This is a genomic window from Streptomyces sp. NPDC018019 (genome assembly GCF_044327805.1).
Lineage (GTDB): Bacteria > Actinomycetota > Actinomycetes > Streptomycetales > Streptomycetaceae > Streptomyces.
The window spans coordinates 35,665-52,960 of record NZ_JBIRGD010000014.1 but is presented as its reverse complement, the minus strand read 5'-3'; the positions used below and the strand labels follow the sequence as shown (position 1 = coordinate 52,960).

The window sequence follows — 17,296 nt, the reverse complement described above, 5'->3', positions numbered from 1 at the left end:
AGGAGGCGGTGGCCGCCGTCGGCGAAGAGCCGCTCAGCCGCCCGTGAGGGCTTCGGTGACGAGCTCGCGGGTGCGGTACCACCAGCCGATCAGCACCGAGGCCGCCCGGAACAGGTGATCACAGCTGTCGTCGCCCTTGTCGTAGTGCATCTTCAGCTGCCACACGTCGCAGATCCGCTCCCAGCGCTGCCGCTCAGCGGCCTCCGCTCGGGGAGAAGAATCAGGAAGTTGACGCTAGAGCCGAGAGGCGCTGGCATCGCTCCCACCCCACCCGGACCACCGCTTCCCGGGCGGGACGGAAAGTGGTACCGCCGGTGTCGAAGCACGCGGGCTGCGCCGCCCTCGGGGGCGCAGGTGGAATGGCCGGACCGCTGCCCTTCGCGGCATGTCGTATCTCACGGACGCTCACGTGATCAGCTCTTCAGTGCCCCTGTCCGTGCCGCGAACTCCTTCAGTCCGGGCTGGTGCGAGGAGTAGAGCAGGTCTGTGGTGAGGGCTTTGACCGACGGGCGCCGGACCTCCTCGGGCGCTTGGCGTTCGATGGCACGAAGGGAAGCAAAGGTGCGGGTGTCGTCGCCGAGCTGGTGATACATGCGGGCGGCATCAGTGTGGAAGCGGGCTCGACGCTCGGCGGTCGGGAAGGCGGTCGCGTCGATGCCTCCGACGATCGGGACGGCCTCGTCTGGTACCCCGAGCTTGTTGTAGATGCTCAGGCGGAAGCTCTGGCATTGCGCGCGGGTGGCCTGGATGGTGGCGCCGTCCAGGTTGGGGCCGTAGGAGATGCGCTGTCCGATCTCCTGGGCCTCGTCCACCAGGGCCAGGGCGGCCGTGCGGTCTCCGTAGTGGGCACAGGTGTATCCGCAGGTCAGCAGCATCGCCGCGCGTACTGCCCGGGCCTGGTCGGTAGGGTCGTCGGCCAGCTGTCGGCTGGTGCGGAGCAGGAGATCGGTGGCTTGGCGGTAGCGGCCAGCGCGGCGCATGGCGACGGACAGCATGCGGGTGGCTTCACCGAGCGGGGCGGGCCGGCCGCAGGCGCGAGCAGCGGTCAAGGCTCTGTCCGCCGCGACCCATGTCGCTTCGGACCGTTGTTTGCTGGCGAGTTCTCCTGCGAGGCTGTAGGCGTAGGAGGCCAAGGCATTGGCTCGCTCCCTGGCGTGGCCGGTGAGGTGGTCGCGGGTCGCGTCGGCGGCGGCGAGGAGCAGGGGCAGTTCGGTGCTCAGGGTCTGGTAACGGGTGTGGCGGAAGTCTTCACGCGCCCGGCCCAGGGCCTGTTCGAGCTGGCTGATCGGCACGGGCCCGGTGGCGGGCAGGTTGAACAGGGTTGTTTCCAGCCATGCCCCCAGTTCGCCCGGTGGTTCCGCGACCGCCCGGGTGCCGGTGATTAGGACAGCGCTGATCCCCGCTGCTCCGGTGAGAAAACCCCTGCGCCGCACGGTGCCCTCCTGCTGGCTCTCGCTGGTCCCCGTGGTCACCGTAGCGGCCGTCGTACGGGAGCCGCCTGGGCTTGGCACATCTGGGGCCGGGTCTCGCTCCGGTGGGTGAGCGGCACGGAACAGCTCATCCGGTGGAATGCCCAGAGCGGCGGCGATGCGCAGCAGCGTCACCCCCGGCGGGATGATCTCGCCGGCTTCGACGCGGCAGACCCACGAAGCGGAGTAGCCCACGAGTACCGCGAGCTGCGCCTGGGTCATCTTCGGCCGCCGGGCGCCTCGTCTGCCCCGTATCAGCGCGCCGGGGTCAGGACTTAACGAAGCAGCATTCAGGGATGTGATGCCCACGGTGCCTCCTCGCGGCGAGAGCACGTCTATGGGGCTATACCCTTCCGTCCGCATCGGGACGCACGCAGATAACTTGCGGATGACGCAGAGGAGTTGAGCCTTTCACCGTGGTGCCTTACCCGGCGTCCGCTGATGCCCGAGACTGACGAAGCCACACTGGCGGGCCGCCGTGAGCCTCGCGCTGCGACTCGCCAGTGTCCGGTCCGGCTGTGAGCCATGACGGGCCGTCTCAGAACCTACACTCGCCGTCTTCGAGGCGGGGGTGACGGCCACCGCCGCCCCCGACCAGCTCCCGTCTCCCTGAACCTTCGCCCCTCGGGCGGGCAGCGATCCTGCTGCCGCACGCCTGAGCTGAATTCCTGCCGTCGCAACGCCGCCCATCCCCGGGGCTGGGCGTGTCCACGTCGTCTGCTGATCGAAGGAGGGCATAATGCCCCGCTGCGCGCACACGCCGGACAGCGGCCGGATCGTCATACTCGGGGCCGGCCCGTGCGGTCTTGCCTGCGCCGATGAGCTGACTCGCCTTGGCCACCGCGGCTTCCTGCTGCTGGAGGCCGCCTCCGCACCGGGCGGACTCGCCTCCTCCGTGGTGGACGCGGCTGGCTTCACCTGGGACCTGGGCGGCCACGTGGTCTTCTCCCACTTCGGCGAGTTCGACCGGCTGCTGGCCGAACTCTTCACCGACGGGGAGCTGCTGCATCACGACCGTTCCTCTTACGTCCGCTACGGCGACGGATGGACGCCCTACCCTTTCCAGCAGCATCTCCATCACCTCCCGTCGAAGGACGCGGCGGCCTGCCTGCGTGATCTCCTCGCAGCCCGCCCCGACGCCCCCGGCGGCTCCGCGGCCACGGCGGACTTCGCGACGTGGCTGGTCACGGTGTACGGCCAGGCCCTGGTGGACCGCTTCTTCGCCCCGTACAACACCAAGGTCTGGGCGACGCCACTTGAGACCATGGGCTCGGCATGGGTGGCCGAGCGGGTGGCTCCCGTCGATATCGAGGAGATCCTCGCCGCGTTCGCCGGTACCACGGCACTCGCGCGCCGGTGGGGCCCGAACGCCACCTTCGCCTTTCCCGCGTCCGGCGGCACCGGCGAGATCTGGCACCGGCTCGCCGCCCGCATCGGCGCCGGCCGCCTGCGCACCCGGGCTCGCGCGGTTGCTGTCGATCCGGCGGCCCGGTCCGTTACCCTCGCCGGCGGCGAGAGGATCGGCTACGACCGCCTTGTGGCCACCGGACCGCTGGACCAGCTCGCCGCCATGACCGCCACCTGCCCGGCCCCGCTCAGGAGGGCCGCCAGGAGCCTGCGGCACACCACCGTGGCCATGGTCGGCCTCGGCTACCGGACACCGACCACCGACACGAGGTCGTGGCTGTACTTCCCGCAGCCCGACGTGCCCTTCTACCGGGCCACGAACTTCAGCAAGTACGCGCCCGCCAACGTCCCCGGCGCCGAGGTGGGCACCTACAGCGCCTGGATGACCGAGACCTCCCTCGCCGCCGGCCAGGGCCTCGACCGCGATGCTCTGGTCCGCTCGTGCGACCAGGCCCTTCGCCGTCACGGCCTGGTGCCGGCGCAGGCGCCGCTCGCCAGCGCCCATGTCGAGCTGATCCCGTGCGCCTACCCGGTCCCCACCCTGGGGCGGGACGAGGTCCTGGCGCAGGTGATGCCGTGGATGGAAACGCGCGGCATCTACCCCCGGGGCAGGTTCGGGACCTGGCGCTACGAAATCGGCAACATGGACCACGCGGTCAAGATGGGCATCGACATCGCCCGCCGCCTGGTGAACGGAACGCGCGAGGAACTCCTCGCCTCCGCCCCCTTGGGTGCCTGCGTGTCAGCGGCCCGGGTGGGGTGCCGGTCATGACCGGCACGATGACGACCGCGGCGCTCTTCGCCGGGCACCGCTTCCACCTTGCCACCGACTTGGTCTTCGCCGCCGCCCAGGAGCGCTACCTCCGGGCCTTCGTCCCCGAGCACGAGCTCGCCCCCGCCTGCGGGCAGGAGACGGCCGTCCGGGTCCGCCACGACGCGGCCCTCTTCCAGGACCGCATGGCCTGCGCCGCGCGCGCCGCATCGCTGACCGTGGTGCCGTTCCGCGGCGAGCCGTACCGCCGCTGCCAATTCGACGGCACCACCTGGTGGCGTCCCGCCCCCGGCACGCACCTACCCCCCGACCACCTCTACGCCCGCGACGCGGCGGGCCGGCAGACGGTACTGCTGAAACCCGGCGCCGAGCGCGGCGAGCGGTACCTGATGCGCGTCGTGCGCGAGGTCGTCCTGCGGTGCTCCGAGAGCCGCGGCTGGATCACCTTCCATGCCGCGGCCACCGCCCTCGACGACCACGGCGTGCTCATCGCCGCCCCTTCCGGGGCGGGCAAGACCACCGTGCTCACCGCGCTGGCCGCCCACCCCGGGGCCGATCTGATCGCCTCCGACCGGGCCCTGGTGACCGCCGGCGCGGGCCTGGTGGCCGGCGTGCCGATCTCCGTCCGGATCGGCAGGGGCACCCTGTCCGCCTTGGGCCCGCGCGAAGACCTGCCGAACCCGCACGACCTGCCCGAAGGCTTCGGCAGCGCCGGTAAAGCAGTCCTGACGCCACACGCGTTCGCCCGCGCCTTCGCCTCCCGCGTACGGGAGACAGCGCCCTTGCGACTCGTTGTCATCCCCCGCCTGCGCAACGACGACCAGGTGCTGAGCAGCCGCGTCCTCGGGTCGGGGCGCGCCCGCATGGCCCTCGCCGCGGTGTGCTGCACCCCGCACGACGAGGACTGGATCGAGCCCTGGTTCGCCGGGCGGACCCGGCCCGTGGACGCCCTGGCCCGCCAGGCCGCCGCCCTCATCGACGGCCTCGTCGCCACGGTGCCCGTCCTCCAGGTCACGGCCGGCGTGCACAGCCCTGGCCTGCTGGAGAAGATCGCCGACGCGGTGACGGGGAGGCTTACGTGGCGCCCAGCCGCATAGCCCTGGTCGGGCCGGTCGCCTCCGGGAAGTCGACGCTGGCTGCAGCGATCTGCGCGCCCACACCGGCCTGCCCCGCATCGACCTCGACGAGCTGTTCTGGGGACCGAACTGGTTGCCCCTGGATGCCCCCGTCTTCCACAAGGGCGTCCGTGACCGCCTCGCCGACCCGGCGTGGATCGCGGACGGCAACTACGGCGGCGAGGTCGCCGAGATGCTTCTGGGCCGCGCCGAGCTGGTCCTGTGGCTCGACCTGCCGCTGCGCGTGTGCCTGCCCCGGCTGGTCAACCGCTCGCTGCGCCGGGCCGCCACCGGAGAAGAGCTGTTCGCCGGAAACCGGGAGACCTACCGCCATCTGCTGGCTGCAGACTCCATCCTGCTCTGGGGACCGCTGCACCACCACCGGCACCGCCGCCGCTGGTCCGCACGCCTGCACCCCGACCACACGGCCGGGATGACGGTGGTGCGCCTGGAGCGGCCCGCCGCCATCCCCCCGCAGCTGAGCCGGCTCGGCCTGCTGCCCGCCACAGGAAGGGGACGCGCGTGATCGCCTCCGTCGTCCGCGTGCCCTGGCACACCGCCCACGGCGGCTACGACCGCCTCCTGGACCACCTGCCCGAAGTCCGCCGCATCGCCCCGCCCCACCACCCGAGTGCGAGAAGGGTCTTCACGGCCGCCCACCGCGTACTCGGGTCCCGCTGCCCGCTGCCGTTCTACCCGGCCGAGCACTTCGCCACCGACCTGCGCGTCCTCGCCTCCCGCCAGCCGGCGCACGTCCTGTACGGGGACGAGCAGTTCTGGTTCTCCCGCCACCGCACCGGGCCGACCGCCGTCACCTACCACCAGCCGCCCGACCAGCTCGCGAAGCTGCTGCCGACCCGGGTGTGGCGGTCCCTGGCCGCGCGGGCCGCCCAGATCATCGTCCTCGCCCCTCACCAGCAGGCGTTCTTCTGCGACCTGCTCCCGGCCCAGCGGGTGCACCTGGTGCCGCACGGCATCGACACCGCCGCCTTCACCCCCGCCGACATCCCGTCGCAGCCCGTCCGACCGCTGGTGCTGACGGTCGGCTGGTGGCTGCGCGACTTCGAAACCCTCGATGCCGTCCACAGCCTCCTGCACCGCCGCCACGGCCAGGACATCGAGCTGACCGTCGTCACCCGGCAGGCGGCCTCGCGCCCCTGGCACCCGGCCGCCCGCGTCCTGGAAGGCATCAGCGAACAGGAGCTGATCGCCCTCTACCGGCGGGCGGCGTTCCTGCTGCTGCCCCTGACAGGGGCGAGCGCCAACAACGCATTGCTGGAAGCCCTCGCCTGCGGTACCCCGGCCGTCGTCACGGACATCGGCGGCATCCGGCACTACGCCGGCAAGGGCCCGGCCGCCGTCCTCGTTCCGCCCTGCGACGCGACGGCCACAGCCAATGCCGCCGACACACTCCTCGCCGAGCTGGGCACCGCCGCGCACACCGTACGGCGCGCGTCCGCCCGCGCGCGGGCCGAGCACTTCGCCTGGCCGCGGGTCGCCGACGACGTGCGCGCCGTCTACCGGCTGCTGGAGGAAGCATGAGCGCCGCCGAGGTGTGGCTGGACGTCGTGGTGCCAGCTCTCGCGACCGGGCTGCTGGCCCGCGCGCTGTGGGCCGCCCTGGCGGTCGAGGCGAGTGCGCGCTGGCTGCTGTCCGCCTCCGCGCCCCGCCCCGCCGACGTGCACGGACCGGCGCCGTGGCTGGTGGTGCTGCTGCCGATGCTGCGCGAACAGACCGTCGCCGCCGCGGCGATCGCCGCATTCACCGGCCTCGACTACCCCACCGGCCGCGCGGCCGTCGTGGTCATCACCACCGAACGCGAGCACACCAGCCGCGCCCGGCACCGCGGACGCCTGCACGAACTCGCCGCGCTGCCCACACTGGCGGCCGCCCAGCTGCGGGGCCTGTTCCCCGCCTCGCGCTGCCAGACGGTCGCCGAGACCGTGAACGTCGCACCGCGCGGCGAACGCCTGACCGTGCTGACCGAACTGTTCGACGCCGAGCCGAGCACCCCCGACATCGTGACCACCCTGACCGCCAGCCACCTGCAGGGGCTGCCGCTGGTGCACCTGCACCAGCCCGACGTCGGCGGCCGAAAGCCCGGACAGCTCAACTTCGCCCTCGACCACCTGCCCGACATCCTCGGGCCGCTCGGCTGGCGCGAGGACGCCCACGCCCACGACACCTTCGTCCTGGTCTACGACGCCGACGCCGTCCCCGACCGGGCCACCCTGACCGCTCTTGCCGACGCCGCCGCCAACCACCGGGCTTCCGCCGGCCGGACGCCGGCACTGATCCAGCAACAACGGCTCCCGCTGCTGGCCCGCCGCCCGTTCCCGCGCGGCCTGGCCGGCCTGCTGCTGAGCGAGGAATGGGTCTACCAACTGCGGCGCTCCCTGGGCATCGAACTCGCCCGCGTACGACTTCACCAGTGGCTCACCCGCTCCGGGCTCCCGGCGACGGTCCGGATGTGGCTGCGGCCGATGGTCTACGCCGTCGGCTGCGGCATGGCCGTCCACCTCCCCGCCCTGCGCCGGCTCGGCGGCTTCCCCGAACCGATGGAAGACCTCGGCACCGGACACCGCCTCTCCCTCCTCGGCGCCGACTTCGCACCGGCCACCGCCCTGGTCCTGGACGAGCCCTACACCGACACCACCGGACTGACGAACCTCCATGCGCTCGCATACGCCGCCTCCGCCCGGCCCGACCGCCATGCCCGCGCCGTCGCCCACCTGCCCAGCAGCCTCTCCCGCCCGGCCAGGACCGCCCTGATGCTGCGGGAGTGGGCGGACGAAGCTGCCTGGCTCCTCGGCGCCCCGCTGCTGACCGTAGCCGTGGCCAGCGCCTGGTGGGCCGGGCCCTGGTGGGCCGGGCTCGCGGTAGCCGGTGTCCTGCTGCACGGTCCTGTCACCACCGCCCGACTGCTCACCCTGGCACCGGCCCTGCACCGCCGCGTCACCCCGCCCGCCACCCTCGGGTTGGCACCGCGCTCCACCGCAGCGCGACAGATTTCGCTCATCACGGCCAGCCCCCTCCAGCCCTTCATCCGGCTGGCCGGGCCCTGGCGGGTGATCGGGGCCAAGGCCACCGGACGCCGCCCCGGCTTCGGTAAGACTGAACGCTGAACCGCCCCAACCCTTGAACACGAGTGGAGCCTTCTGTGGCTGAACCCGTTACCGCGACCGTCCGCAACGCGGCCAAGGCCGTCATCCTCCACGACGGTCGTGTCCTGCTCCAGCGCGCCCGCTGGGAGGGCCAGGACTGCTACTTCCTGCCCGGCGGCGGCCAGCACCCCGGAGAGGACCTCGACGCCACGGTCCGCCGCGAGGTCCGCGAAGAGACCGGCCTGGACGTCACACCCGAGCGTCTGCTGTGGCTGCGCGAGTACATCGGCGCCCGCCACGGCGGCGCCCCAGAAGACCACCGGGTCGAAGCGATCTTCCTGTGCCGGCCCGAGGGAAACCCGGACACACTCGGCGGCCACGCCGAAGACGACGTGCAGACCGGTCTGGATTGGGTGGAACTGGAGAAGGTACCCGCCCTCAACCTGCTGCCCCACGGCCTGCGCACCCCGATCGCCGACCTCGCACACGGCGAGTCCCCCGCCCGCTACCTCGGCGACCTCGCCTGACGCCATGGGGAGGATCGACGGCCGCGTCCCCGACAGCGCCACCGACATCACCACCGGTCAGGCCAACCGCGTCTGGTACATCGGCGGGCGCGAGCCGTACGTCCTCAAGCACTACAGCGACCCGGCCCGCGCCGCCAACGAAACCGCTGCCCTCCGGCTCCTGACCCACCACCGTGCCCCCGCCCCCCGCCTGCTCGACGCCGACGTGAAGGGGCAGCCGGCCTGGACCGCGCAGAGCGCCGTTCAGGCCCGTCCCGTCCCCACCGAACGGTTCCCGGATGACCTCGCCGACCCGCTCGCCGCGGTCCACGCCATCGTCGGAACTCACTTCGGGCGTCTCGCCGGAGCCACCCGCCACCCCACCTGGCGCGCCTACCTCCACGACCGCCTGAACCTTTACACGGCCGCAGCACCCGGTCTCGCTGCCACCGCGGCGGCCCTCCGCCGAGACCTTGACCGGGTGAACCTCGACACCGAGCCACGGTTGCTCCACCACGACCTCCAGACCGGGCACCTCGTCCGCACCACGGGTGGTCTGCGGCTCCTGCTGGACTGGGAACTTGCCGCCTTCGGCGACCCGATCTCCGACCGCGCCCGCCTCGCCGTACGCCTACGCCTGCCCTCGCCGCAGGCCTTACTCGCCCACGGGGCCACTCCAGCCGACCGGCAGCGTCTGGACCTCTATTGGCGCCTCCACCTCCTCGCCGATGCAGCCCTGGCCACCGACCTCGACGTCCGCGCACACGCCCTGTCCCTCACTGCCCGCCCGTCCCGCTGCGCACAATGACCTACAGACCTCGCCGCCTCGACGTGCCGTCATGGCACACGAGTGATCGGGGGTGGGCCCGTAACCGCTGAAGGCGGAGTAGCTCTGCGAAACGGGACGACTCGCGGAGCTGTCGTACGGTTGTGTTGCCGTGCCCTGCCAGGGCGGTAACGAAGAGGGCCCCAACCCGGGCCCTCTTCGTGTTGTACGGCCGTGCCCGGGTTGCTCCCCAAGCTTCCGCCTCGGCTGGCCTGACCTTGGCGGCTGTTCGCCTCGAAACGCGCGAGTTTGCGGAATCCTGGAGATGGATGTCAGGGAACCCGCGCGTGAATCCGCAGGTTGGGTGGAACGCGCGCGCAGGTTCGTTCCGTCCAGGAGTGTCCTGTCCTCCCGAAGCTGCCACGAAGTGATTCCCAGTGGTTGGGTGATCGCGGGCGCCTGGGTGAAGGGCGAGGTGGAGGCTGCCGTCGGCGTGCAGGTGGACGAACTCGGTGCCGCGCGGCGGCATGAGCACCGCGCCGTCGGCGGGCGGGATCGTCAGGTGCAGGGTCCAGCTGTCGGGGACGGAGACCCCTGAGCGGCCCGGGCGGGTGCCGTCCAGCGTGGCGGCCATCCACCGCTGAAGGGCCTCCCGCACGGCCCGGGGGCTGACCGGGGGCAGATGCAGGTGCGGGAGGAACGAGCCGGTGCGCGGACGGTCACCGGCGCGCGGGGAAAGGAGGGACAGGGGCATGGTGCGCATTCCTCGCAGGGGGGCGCTCGCGACGAGCGGCGGGCCGGGGCCGGCTCTGCCAGCGCGGTGGAGTAGCGGGTGCCGGTGCCGTTCTCCAGCGCCGTGTGCCCTTCCTGCACGTCCGCGTCCGCCCACATCCGCACCAGGCAGTGACGGCAGCGTGGACGACGAGGTGGGTGCTCCGCCGTGCCGCACCTGGGGTTTCTTCCAGTTGGGTTCGTCGCCGTCGAAGTGCGTGATCGGCGTCGTGTCGGAGTACGCGGCGGCCAGCCAGCGGCCATAGCCGACTTCGGCGGTGACCGGCTCCCACACCGTCAGCCCCTGCCCGTCGGGCCCATCGGCGGGCAGGTAGCACCCCGGCACGAACCGGTGACGCGGCACCGTCTCCACGGCCGCCCGCCAGGTGGGAGAGGAAGCCACCGTCGCCCCGCTGCGGGCCATCCAGAAGGCCGTCGCCTCGGAGGAGACGCCTCCCGCCAGGAAGAGCACGGGCTCCACCGCCAAGAAGTCCACGCGGACCCCTGCCGGAACGCTTCACCGCCACCACTCCTGTTCGAGGGAGTGACTCGGTCAGTCAGCCAGCGGCAGCCGTGCCCGTCGAGCGCCCCGGCCGAGCAGGCAGGTTTACACCACATCCACTTTCGTTTTGCAGGTTCTCCTTCAGCTGGAAACCCGGAGGTAACCCCGCAAGCGACTTTGCCGGACTATCATCTTCTTTACCGGGAATTGACTTCGTGTTGGCGCGCGCCAGAGGTAGTGGACTTCCTGGAGGGACACATGCTCCGAGACGGGACGGCCCGGACGGGGCTGCGCTTGTCAGCGCCGTCCTGCTCCCCTTTCCGTTCGTCACGCCCTCGGTGCCCTTCGCATCCGCACACACGTCCTGTCACACCACGACGGCCAAGCCCCTGCCCGAGACCAAGCCCTGCGGGAGGGCCTTGCACGACAGGCCCGCCGGCCACCGGGACTCCGGCGCCCGGAGCTGTTGTCGGCCTGGTCGCCAGGCCCTGCGTCTTGGCCCGGTACGGGTCGGCCGGGCCCGGCGTCGCGTAAGACCGCACCGCGTCCCGGATAACCGTCCACTCACCGGCCGCACCACAGCGTTTTGCTGCGCGGCAGCAGAGCAACCCCCCACCTCTGTGTCCTGTCAGCCCGACGCGCCCCACGGCGGGGCCAGGAGGAGTGACCGCATGCAATCCCTCATCGACAACGCCCGCATGTTCGGACAGCGCCCCGAGACGTTCGCCAAGCTGGCCGGGGGCCAGTGGCCCGAGGTGCTGTTCATCACCTGCTCCGACTCCCGGGTCGTGCCCGCCCTGATCACGGGCGCTGCGCCGGGAGAGCTCTTCGAGCTGCGCACCGCGGGCAACATCGTCCCTGCGTACGCCCCCGCCGCGCCCACCGGTGAGGCGGCCACGGTCGAGTACGCCGTGCAGGTACTCGGTGTCCAGCACATCGTGGTGTGCGGCCACTCCCACTGCGGCGCGGTCGGCGCGGTGGTCCGCCACGACGACCTGTCCGCCGCGCCCGCCGTGCGTAGCTGGCTCGCGCACGCCGCGGACGAACCCAGGTGCTCCGACAAGGCCGATCCGACAGTCGCCGAGGCCGTGCAGCACCACGTGCTGACGCAGCTGGAGCGGCTGCGTGCCTACCCGTGTGTCCAACGGCGCCTTGAGGCGGGGCAACTCCGGCTGCACGGCTGGTACTACGAGGTGCACACCGGGACCGTGCTCGCACACCGCGCGCACTCCGACACGTTCGAGACGCTCTGAGGAGACGGGAGGCCATGGTGTCGAAGTACCCCTATCTGCGGCAGGACTTCGCCGCGTCCATCGTCGTTTTCCTGGTCGCCGTGCCGCTGTGCGTCGGTGTGGCGGTTGCCTCCGGCGTGCCGGCGGAGCTCGGGCTCGTCACCGGCATCGTGGGTGGCCTGGTCACCGGATGCATGCCCGGCAGCAGCCTGCAGGTGTCCGGGCCCGCCGCGGGCCTGACCGTGCTGGTCTTCGAGGCCGTCAGCGAGTTCGGGGTGTCCACGCTGGGCGTGATCGTGCTGGCCGCCGGGCTGCTCCAGCTCGCCATGGGCATCTTCAAGGTGGGCCGCTGGTTCCGGGCGATCTCCGTCTCCGTCGTCGAGGGCATGCTCTGCGGCATCGGCCTGGTGATCATCGCCGGCCAGATCTACGCGGCGGCGGGCCTGACCGCCCCGGGCTCCGGGATCGGCAAACTCGTGGGGCTCCCGAAGACGTTCGCCGACGCCCTGGGCAGCAGCCAGGCTCTGGCCTCGCTCGCGATCGGCGTGGGCACCATCGCCGTGGTCGTGCTGTGGAAGCAGCTGCCGCGGAAGGCGCAGGCGGTGCCCGGCGCCCTCGCGGCGGTGCTGCTCGCCACCACCGCCACTCTCGCCTTCGGTCTGCCGGTCGCCGCCGTCCAGGTGGAGGGGCTGCTCGGCGTCCTCCAGCCGCCCGGCTCCGATGCCTTCGGCGAGCTGGCCGGCCCCGCCATCTGGGGGACCATCATCGCGTTCGCACTGATCGCCTCCGCGGAGAGCCTGTTCAGCGCGGCGGCCGTGGACCGGCTGCACGACGGCCCGCGCACCCGCTACGACCAGGAGATGATCGCCCAGGGCACCGGCAACACCGTGTGCGGCCTGCTCGGCGCCCTGCCGATGACCGCGGTGATCGTACGCAGCTCCGCCAACGTCAACGCGGGCGCGAAGACCAAGGCGTCGCGGGTGCTGCACGGTGTGTGGCTGCTGCTGTTCGCCGCCGCCCTGCCGTCCGCCCTGGCGCTGATCCCGATCCCCGCGCTGGCCGGCATCCTCGTGCACGCGGGCTGGAAACTGATCCCGTTCCGCCAGATCGCGGCACTGTGGCGGGGCCACCGCAGCGAAGCGCTGATCCTCGTGGTCACGGCCGTGGCGATCGTCGCGGTGAACATGTTCGAGGGCGTGCTCATCGGCCTGGCCCTGGCGGTGATCAAGAGCGCCTGGGAGGCTTCGCACACCAGGCTGGAGATCGTCGACAAGGGCGCGGGGCCGGTCCAGGTGTATCTGTCGGGCTACGCGACCTTCCTGCGGCTGCCGAAGATCCTCGACAGTCTGGAAGCACTGCCCCGCGAGCGGCCGGTCGAGCTGGACCTGACCGGACTGCATCACCTGGACCACGCCTGCCGCACCGCCCTGGAGACCTGGGCCGAAGGACACAGCACACTCGCCACGCAACCGGTCAAGATCACCGCATCGACGGTCGCCGCAACGGGCGACAAGGCCCCGGCAGCCCAGTAACTCCCGCCAGCCGCACAGCTTTACGGTGGACCGGCGGAAACACCCACGGCCGCCGCGGAACACCAAAGCTCCGGGGACCGAAGACCGCACACGGCCCAACGCCCCTCCCGCCCACCGCCCCAGCCCGGGAGGGGCACCCTGGCGAGGACCGTGAACCCGACGCTGCGCGTGGCGGCCACGGGGCAGGTGAACGATTGGCCACACCGGTTGTGCTCCCCCCCGGTAGCGTGACGTCCATGATGCTTTGGATCTTCATCGCTATGGCCTTAGTTCTCGGTAGCGTGACCATTTGGCTGTCCTTGCACAGCAGGGGTGAGCAGCAGGACAGCGGTTGCCGGTGACCACGCTGGCGGTGCGGAAAGAGTTGGAGGAAGCAGCCGCGGGGTGAGCGATCGGGGACCGTACGCTGCTTCGCGCGTCGGCCAGATCCTTGCTGCCTGCGGCGGCACGATCCGGGCCCGAGCGCACGGTCCTGGCCGGATGGCGAGTGCGGATGTGCAGAGGACGGCAGACTCCTCGGCTCTGGTGCAGGTGACGACCTCGATGCGCTTGGTCGTGCTGGCGCAACTGGGGTGACGGCCCTAGGAACTGGGGTGACGGCCCTTGGGGTGCCGGCCAGGGGCGCCCGAGGCGGCTCGCGGAGGACGGCAGGCGAGGGCAGCGGCGTGTCGGGGGTCTGCCTCCGGGCGGGCGGACTTCGGCGGCCATGGCCGGAGCGAGGCGGTCGCGCGCTTGAAGCAAGGGCGCAACCGCCTCTTTCCCGGTGGATTCAGGTCAGGCCGGGCGGATCATTTGGCGCAGTAGCGTCCCTTACCGTCGGGGCCTCCTGCGATGGCGGGGCAGGGGGTGAAGACGTCGGCGCGCGGTCCGTAGCCCTCGGCCTGGATCACCACGTGGTCTGCCAGGGTCTTCGAGGTGCCGATCGGGAGTTTCCAGCTATAGGTGTAGCCGTCGACGCTGGGCGTTGCGCTCCCCATCGGCGACCAGGACCATTCGCCCTTGGTGCCGGTGTAGGACATCAGGGTGTTGTTCTCCATCATGTACTGGGCGCAGACGTAGCCCCACTGATTGGTGTTGATGGGCCAGCACGGACTGTCGTCGTGCTCTGTCGAGGAGTCCTTCCAGAAGTAGACGCGGCGGAAGGAGTAGGGGACGTAGAAGTCCGCGGAGACGGTGGTGGAATCCGCGCCGGCGGCGACCTTGACGTTGCCGACGGTCCGGCCGCCGGGCAGGGACTCGGTCTTGACCGTGACGCTGTTGCTGGCGGCGGATTCGCGGCCGGCGGCGCTCTGCGCGTTGACGGACAGGGTGTAGGAGGTGCCGCCGGGCTCCAGCCCGCCCAGGGTCGCCTGGTGCATTGAGCCGGGCAGGACCGCGACGATTTCGCCGTTGACGCGGACCACGTACCGGGCGGCGTCGGCGACCGGCTGCCACTGGATGCTGCTGGAGCTGTAGTCGGTGGCCGTGGCCTTCAGCCCGTCGGGGGGCGCGGGGGTGGCGGTGCCCGAGTTGCGGTTGTAGGGGGTGGGCGGTGCCGCCTTGGGGGTGCCCCCGGGCACGGCGGCCTGTTCGGCGGCCAGGTAGTCGGCGCCCGGCTGCTGGTCGTAGGGGTTGGGCATGACGTCGTCGGTGATCTGCACGTAGCCGGCGCCGCGGTCCCGGGCGGCCTTGGCCGTGCGGTCGATGCCGTCGGCGGGGACGTCGTAGATGATGTGCCAGATCTCCGAGGAGCTCTTGGGCGTCCAGCCCAGCGGCTTGTAGTTCAGCTCGGGGTTGGCCGCCTTGCCGAAATACCCGGCATAGCTGCCTTCGTAGGTCAGCAGGATGTCGGCGCTGCCCTCGTAGCACTGGGGCACGATGGTGCCGGGGTTCAAGACGGTCAGCGCGCCGCGGTGCAGGCGCTTGACGTAGTCGTTGACCTCGCTGTACAGGGCGGGGAACTTGTTGTTGTCGCCGCAGGCGTTGAATCCGTCGTCGAAGAAGATGCCGTCGATGCTGGAACCGTAGAGCTGGTACCAGGTGTTGACGTCCTGCTCGATCTGGGCGACCCAGTCGGCGGCGTCGAGCGAGCCGAGCCGGGTGCGGCGGTTGTCCGCCTGGCCGAAGTAGCCGGTGTCCACGTAGCCCAGGACCCGCTTGCCCGAGGCGTGGGCCCGGTCGATGACCTTGCGCCACTCCTCGACGGGCTGGGAGCCGGGGCCGTTGAGGACGTTGGCGACCAGGACGCTCATCTTGTCGGAAGAGGCGCCGATCATCCGGTCCCACGCCTTGGGGTCGCCGACGGGGCTGGTGTAGGCGGCCACCGCCACCTGCTGGCCGAAGCCGTCGTCCTGGCCGCCGTCGCCGGTGTCGCCGCCGTCGCCGGATCCCGGATCCGCGACCCAGCCCATGAGCAAGGCGTACCGGATGGCGCCGTCGAACGCCTCGGCGATCTTCTTGGTGCCGGAGTCGTTCGGCGTCAGCCCGTCACCGGACAGATCTGAGGTCGTCAGGGCGCTGGTGTCGGCCAGCACGACGTGCCGCCCCGCGCTCTGCCAGGCGTCGACCATCGTGCGGATCTCGGCGTTGTAGGCGGTGATGCGGGACTGGACGGTGGAGTCGGTGGAGGGCCCGAGGGTGGCGACGGCCACCACCGTGCTCGGGCTTTCCTGCTGGATCTGGTCGACCAGGGACTTCAGCCGCTGCGCGGCACCGTCCTGCTTGCCGTTCTTCATGTCGTAGGTGCCGGCCTGCAGCGTCACGATGTTGGGCCGGTACTTCGGCAGCGCCTGCGCGGACCGCTTCGCGATCGCGTCGATCTCCTCGCCCGGAGCGCCCTCGTAGGCGGGGTCGCCCTTGTGGCCGGGGGAGTCGGAGCCGACGAAGTCCACCGGCACGTTCTGCCTCTTGGAGATCTGGGCGAGGTACATCCAGATGGTGGAGAGGCTGCCGGCCAGGACCGTGCCGTAGCCGGCCCACTCGGAGGTCCCGAAGGTCGAATCGCCCAAGGGCATCACCTTCATCTCCGGCGGCTCCGCGGCGGCCCGCAGGCCGCCCCACTGCACGGGGTAGTGGTCGGCGCCGGCCCCTCGCGGGACGGTCGCGGTGGAGCCGCCGGTATCGGCGTCCGAACTGACGAAGTAGTCCAGTTCTCGGCCGCTCTGGTGGGTGGGCCGCCCGGGGTTGTAGACGCGTGCGCTGCCACTGGGGAAGGTGGCGCGGCGCTGCAGCTGCTCGGGTTCGATGTTGAAGTCCCCACCGGCCGTCCACTGGTAGTGCGCACCCCAGGAGCGCACGGAGTCGCGGATCGCGGTCAGCAGGGTGGCGGAGTCGGCGCCGCCACCCGTGGCGTTGGGGTCACCGGTGCGGCGGCCTGAGAGACCGTGCACGTTGAAGTACCAGTCGTTTCCGAAACGGACGCCCAGTGCGGCCCGTCCCGCCTGGACGGGGTTGGTGACGACGCGCACCTCGTCGGGCTGCTGGCGGGTGATGGTCGCGATGTTCACCCGACCGCCCTGGCCCCGGCCGCCGTTGTCGTCGGTCTGGATGAAGAAGACATGGTGCGGGTCGGGCTGCAGCCGTCCGGCGCGCGCTCGCCACCTCGAGTACCGGACGGTGTCGCCGTCCGCAGTGGTGATGTCCGCCTGGCGGCTGGCGCCACTTGGGCCCTGGGGCCCGGCCTCTTGGATCAGGACGATCTCGGCTGACCGGGCAAAGCTCTCGACCTGCGAGTTCCACTTGGCGGCCGTGTGATCGCTCTCGCCCTGGATGTTGTTCGTGATGATCGACGTTTGCCGCAAGGGCGCTGCGGCGGCCGGGGAAGCCCCCGGTACCACGGCAAGTGCCGTGCCCAGGATGGATATCGCGACCAGCGACGCCCTTGGTCTGGTCACCAGACGCAGCCGGGCCAGTGCGCCGGTGAGGTGTTTCTTGATGTTCACCAAACGAGGTTAATGCCCCATACATTTATACCGGACGGGGGCTGGCCTGCCCAAACAGTCAGCCCTGCGGCGTCCTCGCCGCCGCGGTGGGCGACCAGGACAAAGCCCCTTCCGGGCCGGGCCTTCGGCCGGCTGTTCCCGGTTCTGGACCGTGTCCACATCCCGCCTCCAGCCGGTGACCCCGCGGACACGCCGGACCA

At 71.3% G+C, this 17,296-nt stretch carries 12 protein-coding genes and 1 pseudogene; 9 read left to right on the top strand and 4 right to left on the bottom strand.

Translation table 11 applies throughout. The annotated features are described in order from the left end of the window. Positions 1–33 precede the first annotated feature (33 nt). Both ACH4FX_RS23005 and ACH4FX_RS23000 read right to left on the bottom strand, forming a co-directional pair. On the bottom strand, positions 34–165 hold the full coding sequence (locus ACH4FX_RS23005; protein WP_398481749.1) for a hypothetical protein: 132 nt from the start codon (positions 163–165) through the stop codon (positions 34–36). A gap of 248 nt (positions 166–413) precedes the next feature. Next, positions 414–1,778, bottom strand: coding sequence for a helix-turn-helix domain-containing protein (locus ACH4FX_RS23000; RefSeq protein ID WP_398481747.1), 1,365 nt, complete (start codon positions 1,776–1,778; stop codon positions 414–416). A gap of 430 nt (positions 1,779–2,208) precedes the next feature. On the opposite strand from ACH4FX_RS23000, the gene ACH4FX_RS22995 reads away from it, so the two are divergent. The 7 genes from ACH4FX_RS22995 to ACH4FX_RS22965 all read left to right on the top strand — a co-directional run bounded on the left by ACH4FX_RS22995 (position 2,209) and on the right by ACH4FX_RS22965 (position 9,181). After that, a complete protein-coding gene (locus ACH4FX_RS22995) occupies positions 2,209–3,648 on the top strand; it encodes a protoporphyrinogen/coproporphyrinogen oxidase (RefSeq protein WP_398481745.1) in 1,440 nt (479 codons plus the stop codon). After that, positions 3,645–4,745 carry a hypothetical protein gene (locus ACH4FX_RS22990; RefSeq protein WP_398481743.1) on the top strand — a complete coding sequence of 367 codons (1,101 nt, stop codon included), beginning with the start codon at positions 3,645–3,647 and terminating at the stop codon, positions 4,743–4,745. Before ACH4FX_RS22995 ends, ACH4FX_RS22990 begins: the two co-directional genes overlap by 4 nt. A gap of 112 nt (positions 4,746–4,857) precedes the next feature. Beyond that, positions 4,858–5,289 (top strand): hypothetical protein, encoded by a 432-nt coding sequence (locus tag ACH4FX_RS22985; RefSeq protein WP_398481741.1) that lies wholly within the window; start codon positions 4,858–4,860, stop codon positions 5,287–5,289. Next, positions 5,286–6,305, top strand: a complete 1,020-nt coding sequence (locus ACH4FX_RS22980; RefSeq protein ID WP_398481739.1) for a glycosyltransferase family 4 protein — start codon at positions 5,286–5,288, stop codon at positions 6,303–6,305. Before ACH4FX_RS22985 ends, ACH4FX_RS22980 begins: the two co-directional genes overlap by 4 nt. Continuing rightward, a complete protein-coding gene (locus ACH4FX_RS22975; RefSeq protein WP_398481738.1) occupies positions 6,302–7,888 on the top strand; it encodes a hypothetical protein in 1,587 nt (528 codons plus the stop codon). The genes ACH4FX_RS22980 and ACH4FX_RS22975 overlap by 4 nt, the downstream gene beginning before the upstream one ends. 35 nt (positions 7,889–7,923) lie before the next feature. Then, on the top strand, positions 7,924–8,394 hold the full coding sequence (locus ACH4FX_RS22970; RefSeq protein WP_398481736.1) for an NUDIX domain-containing protein: 471 nt from the start codon (positions 7,924–7,926) through the stop codon (positions 8,392–8,394). 4 nt (positions 8,395–8,398) lie between these two features. Continuing rightward, positions 8,399–9,181 carry a phosphotransferase family protein gene (locus ACH4FX_RS22965; RefSeq protein WP_398481734.1) on the top strand — a complete coding sequence of 261 codons (783 nt, stop codon included), beginning with the start codon at positions 8,399–8,401 and terminating at the stop codon, positions 9,179–9,181. A gap of 768 nt (positions 9,182–9,949) precedes the next feature. Here ACH4FX_RS22965 and ACH4FX_RS22960 read toward each other — a convergent pair. Next, a pseudogene (locus tag ACH4FX_RS22960) lies at positions 9,950–10,301 on the bottom strand (SAM-dependent methyltransferase); the annotation flags it as partial. 782 nt (positions 10,302–11,083) lie between these two features. On the opposite strand from ACH4FX_RS22960, the gene ACH4FX_RS22955 reads away from it, so the two are divergent. Further along, positions 11,084–11,665: a carbonic anhydrase gene (locus ACH4FX_RS22955; protein WP_398481732.1), complete on the top strand. Its 582-nt coding sequence runs from the start codon at positions 11,084–11,086 to the stop codon at positions 11,663–11,665. A gap of 14 nt (positions 11,666–11,679) precedes the next feature. Next, on the top strand, positions 11,680–13,176 hold the full coding sequence (locus ACH4FX_RS22950) for a SulP family inorganic anion transporter (protein ID WP_398481730.1): 1,497 nt from the start codon (positions 11,680–11,682) through the stop codon (positions 13,174–13,176). A gap of 788 nt (positions 13,177–13,964) precedes the next feature. On the opposite strand, the gene ACH4FX_RS22945 is transcribed toward ACH4FX_RS22950, so the two are convergent. After that, on the bottom strand, positions 13,965–17,096 hold the full coding sequence (locus ACH4FX_RS22945; protein ID WP_398481729.1) for a spherulation-specific family 4 protein: 3,132 nt from the start codon (positions 17,094–17,096) through the stop codon (positions 13,965–13,967). Positions 17,097–17,296: the final 200 nt, after the last annotated feature.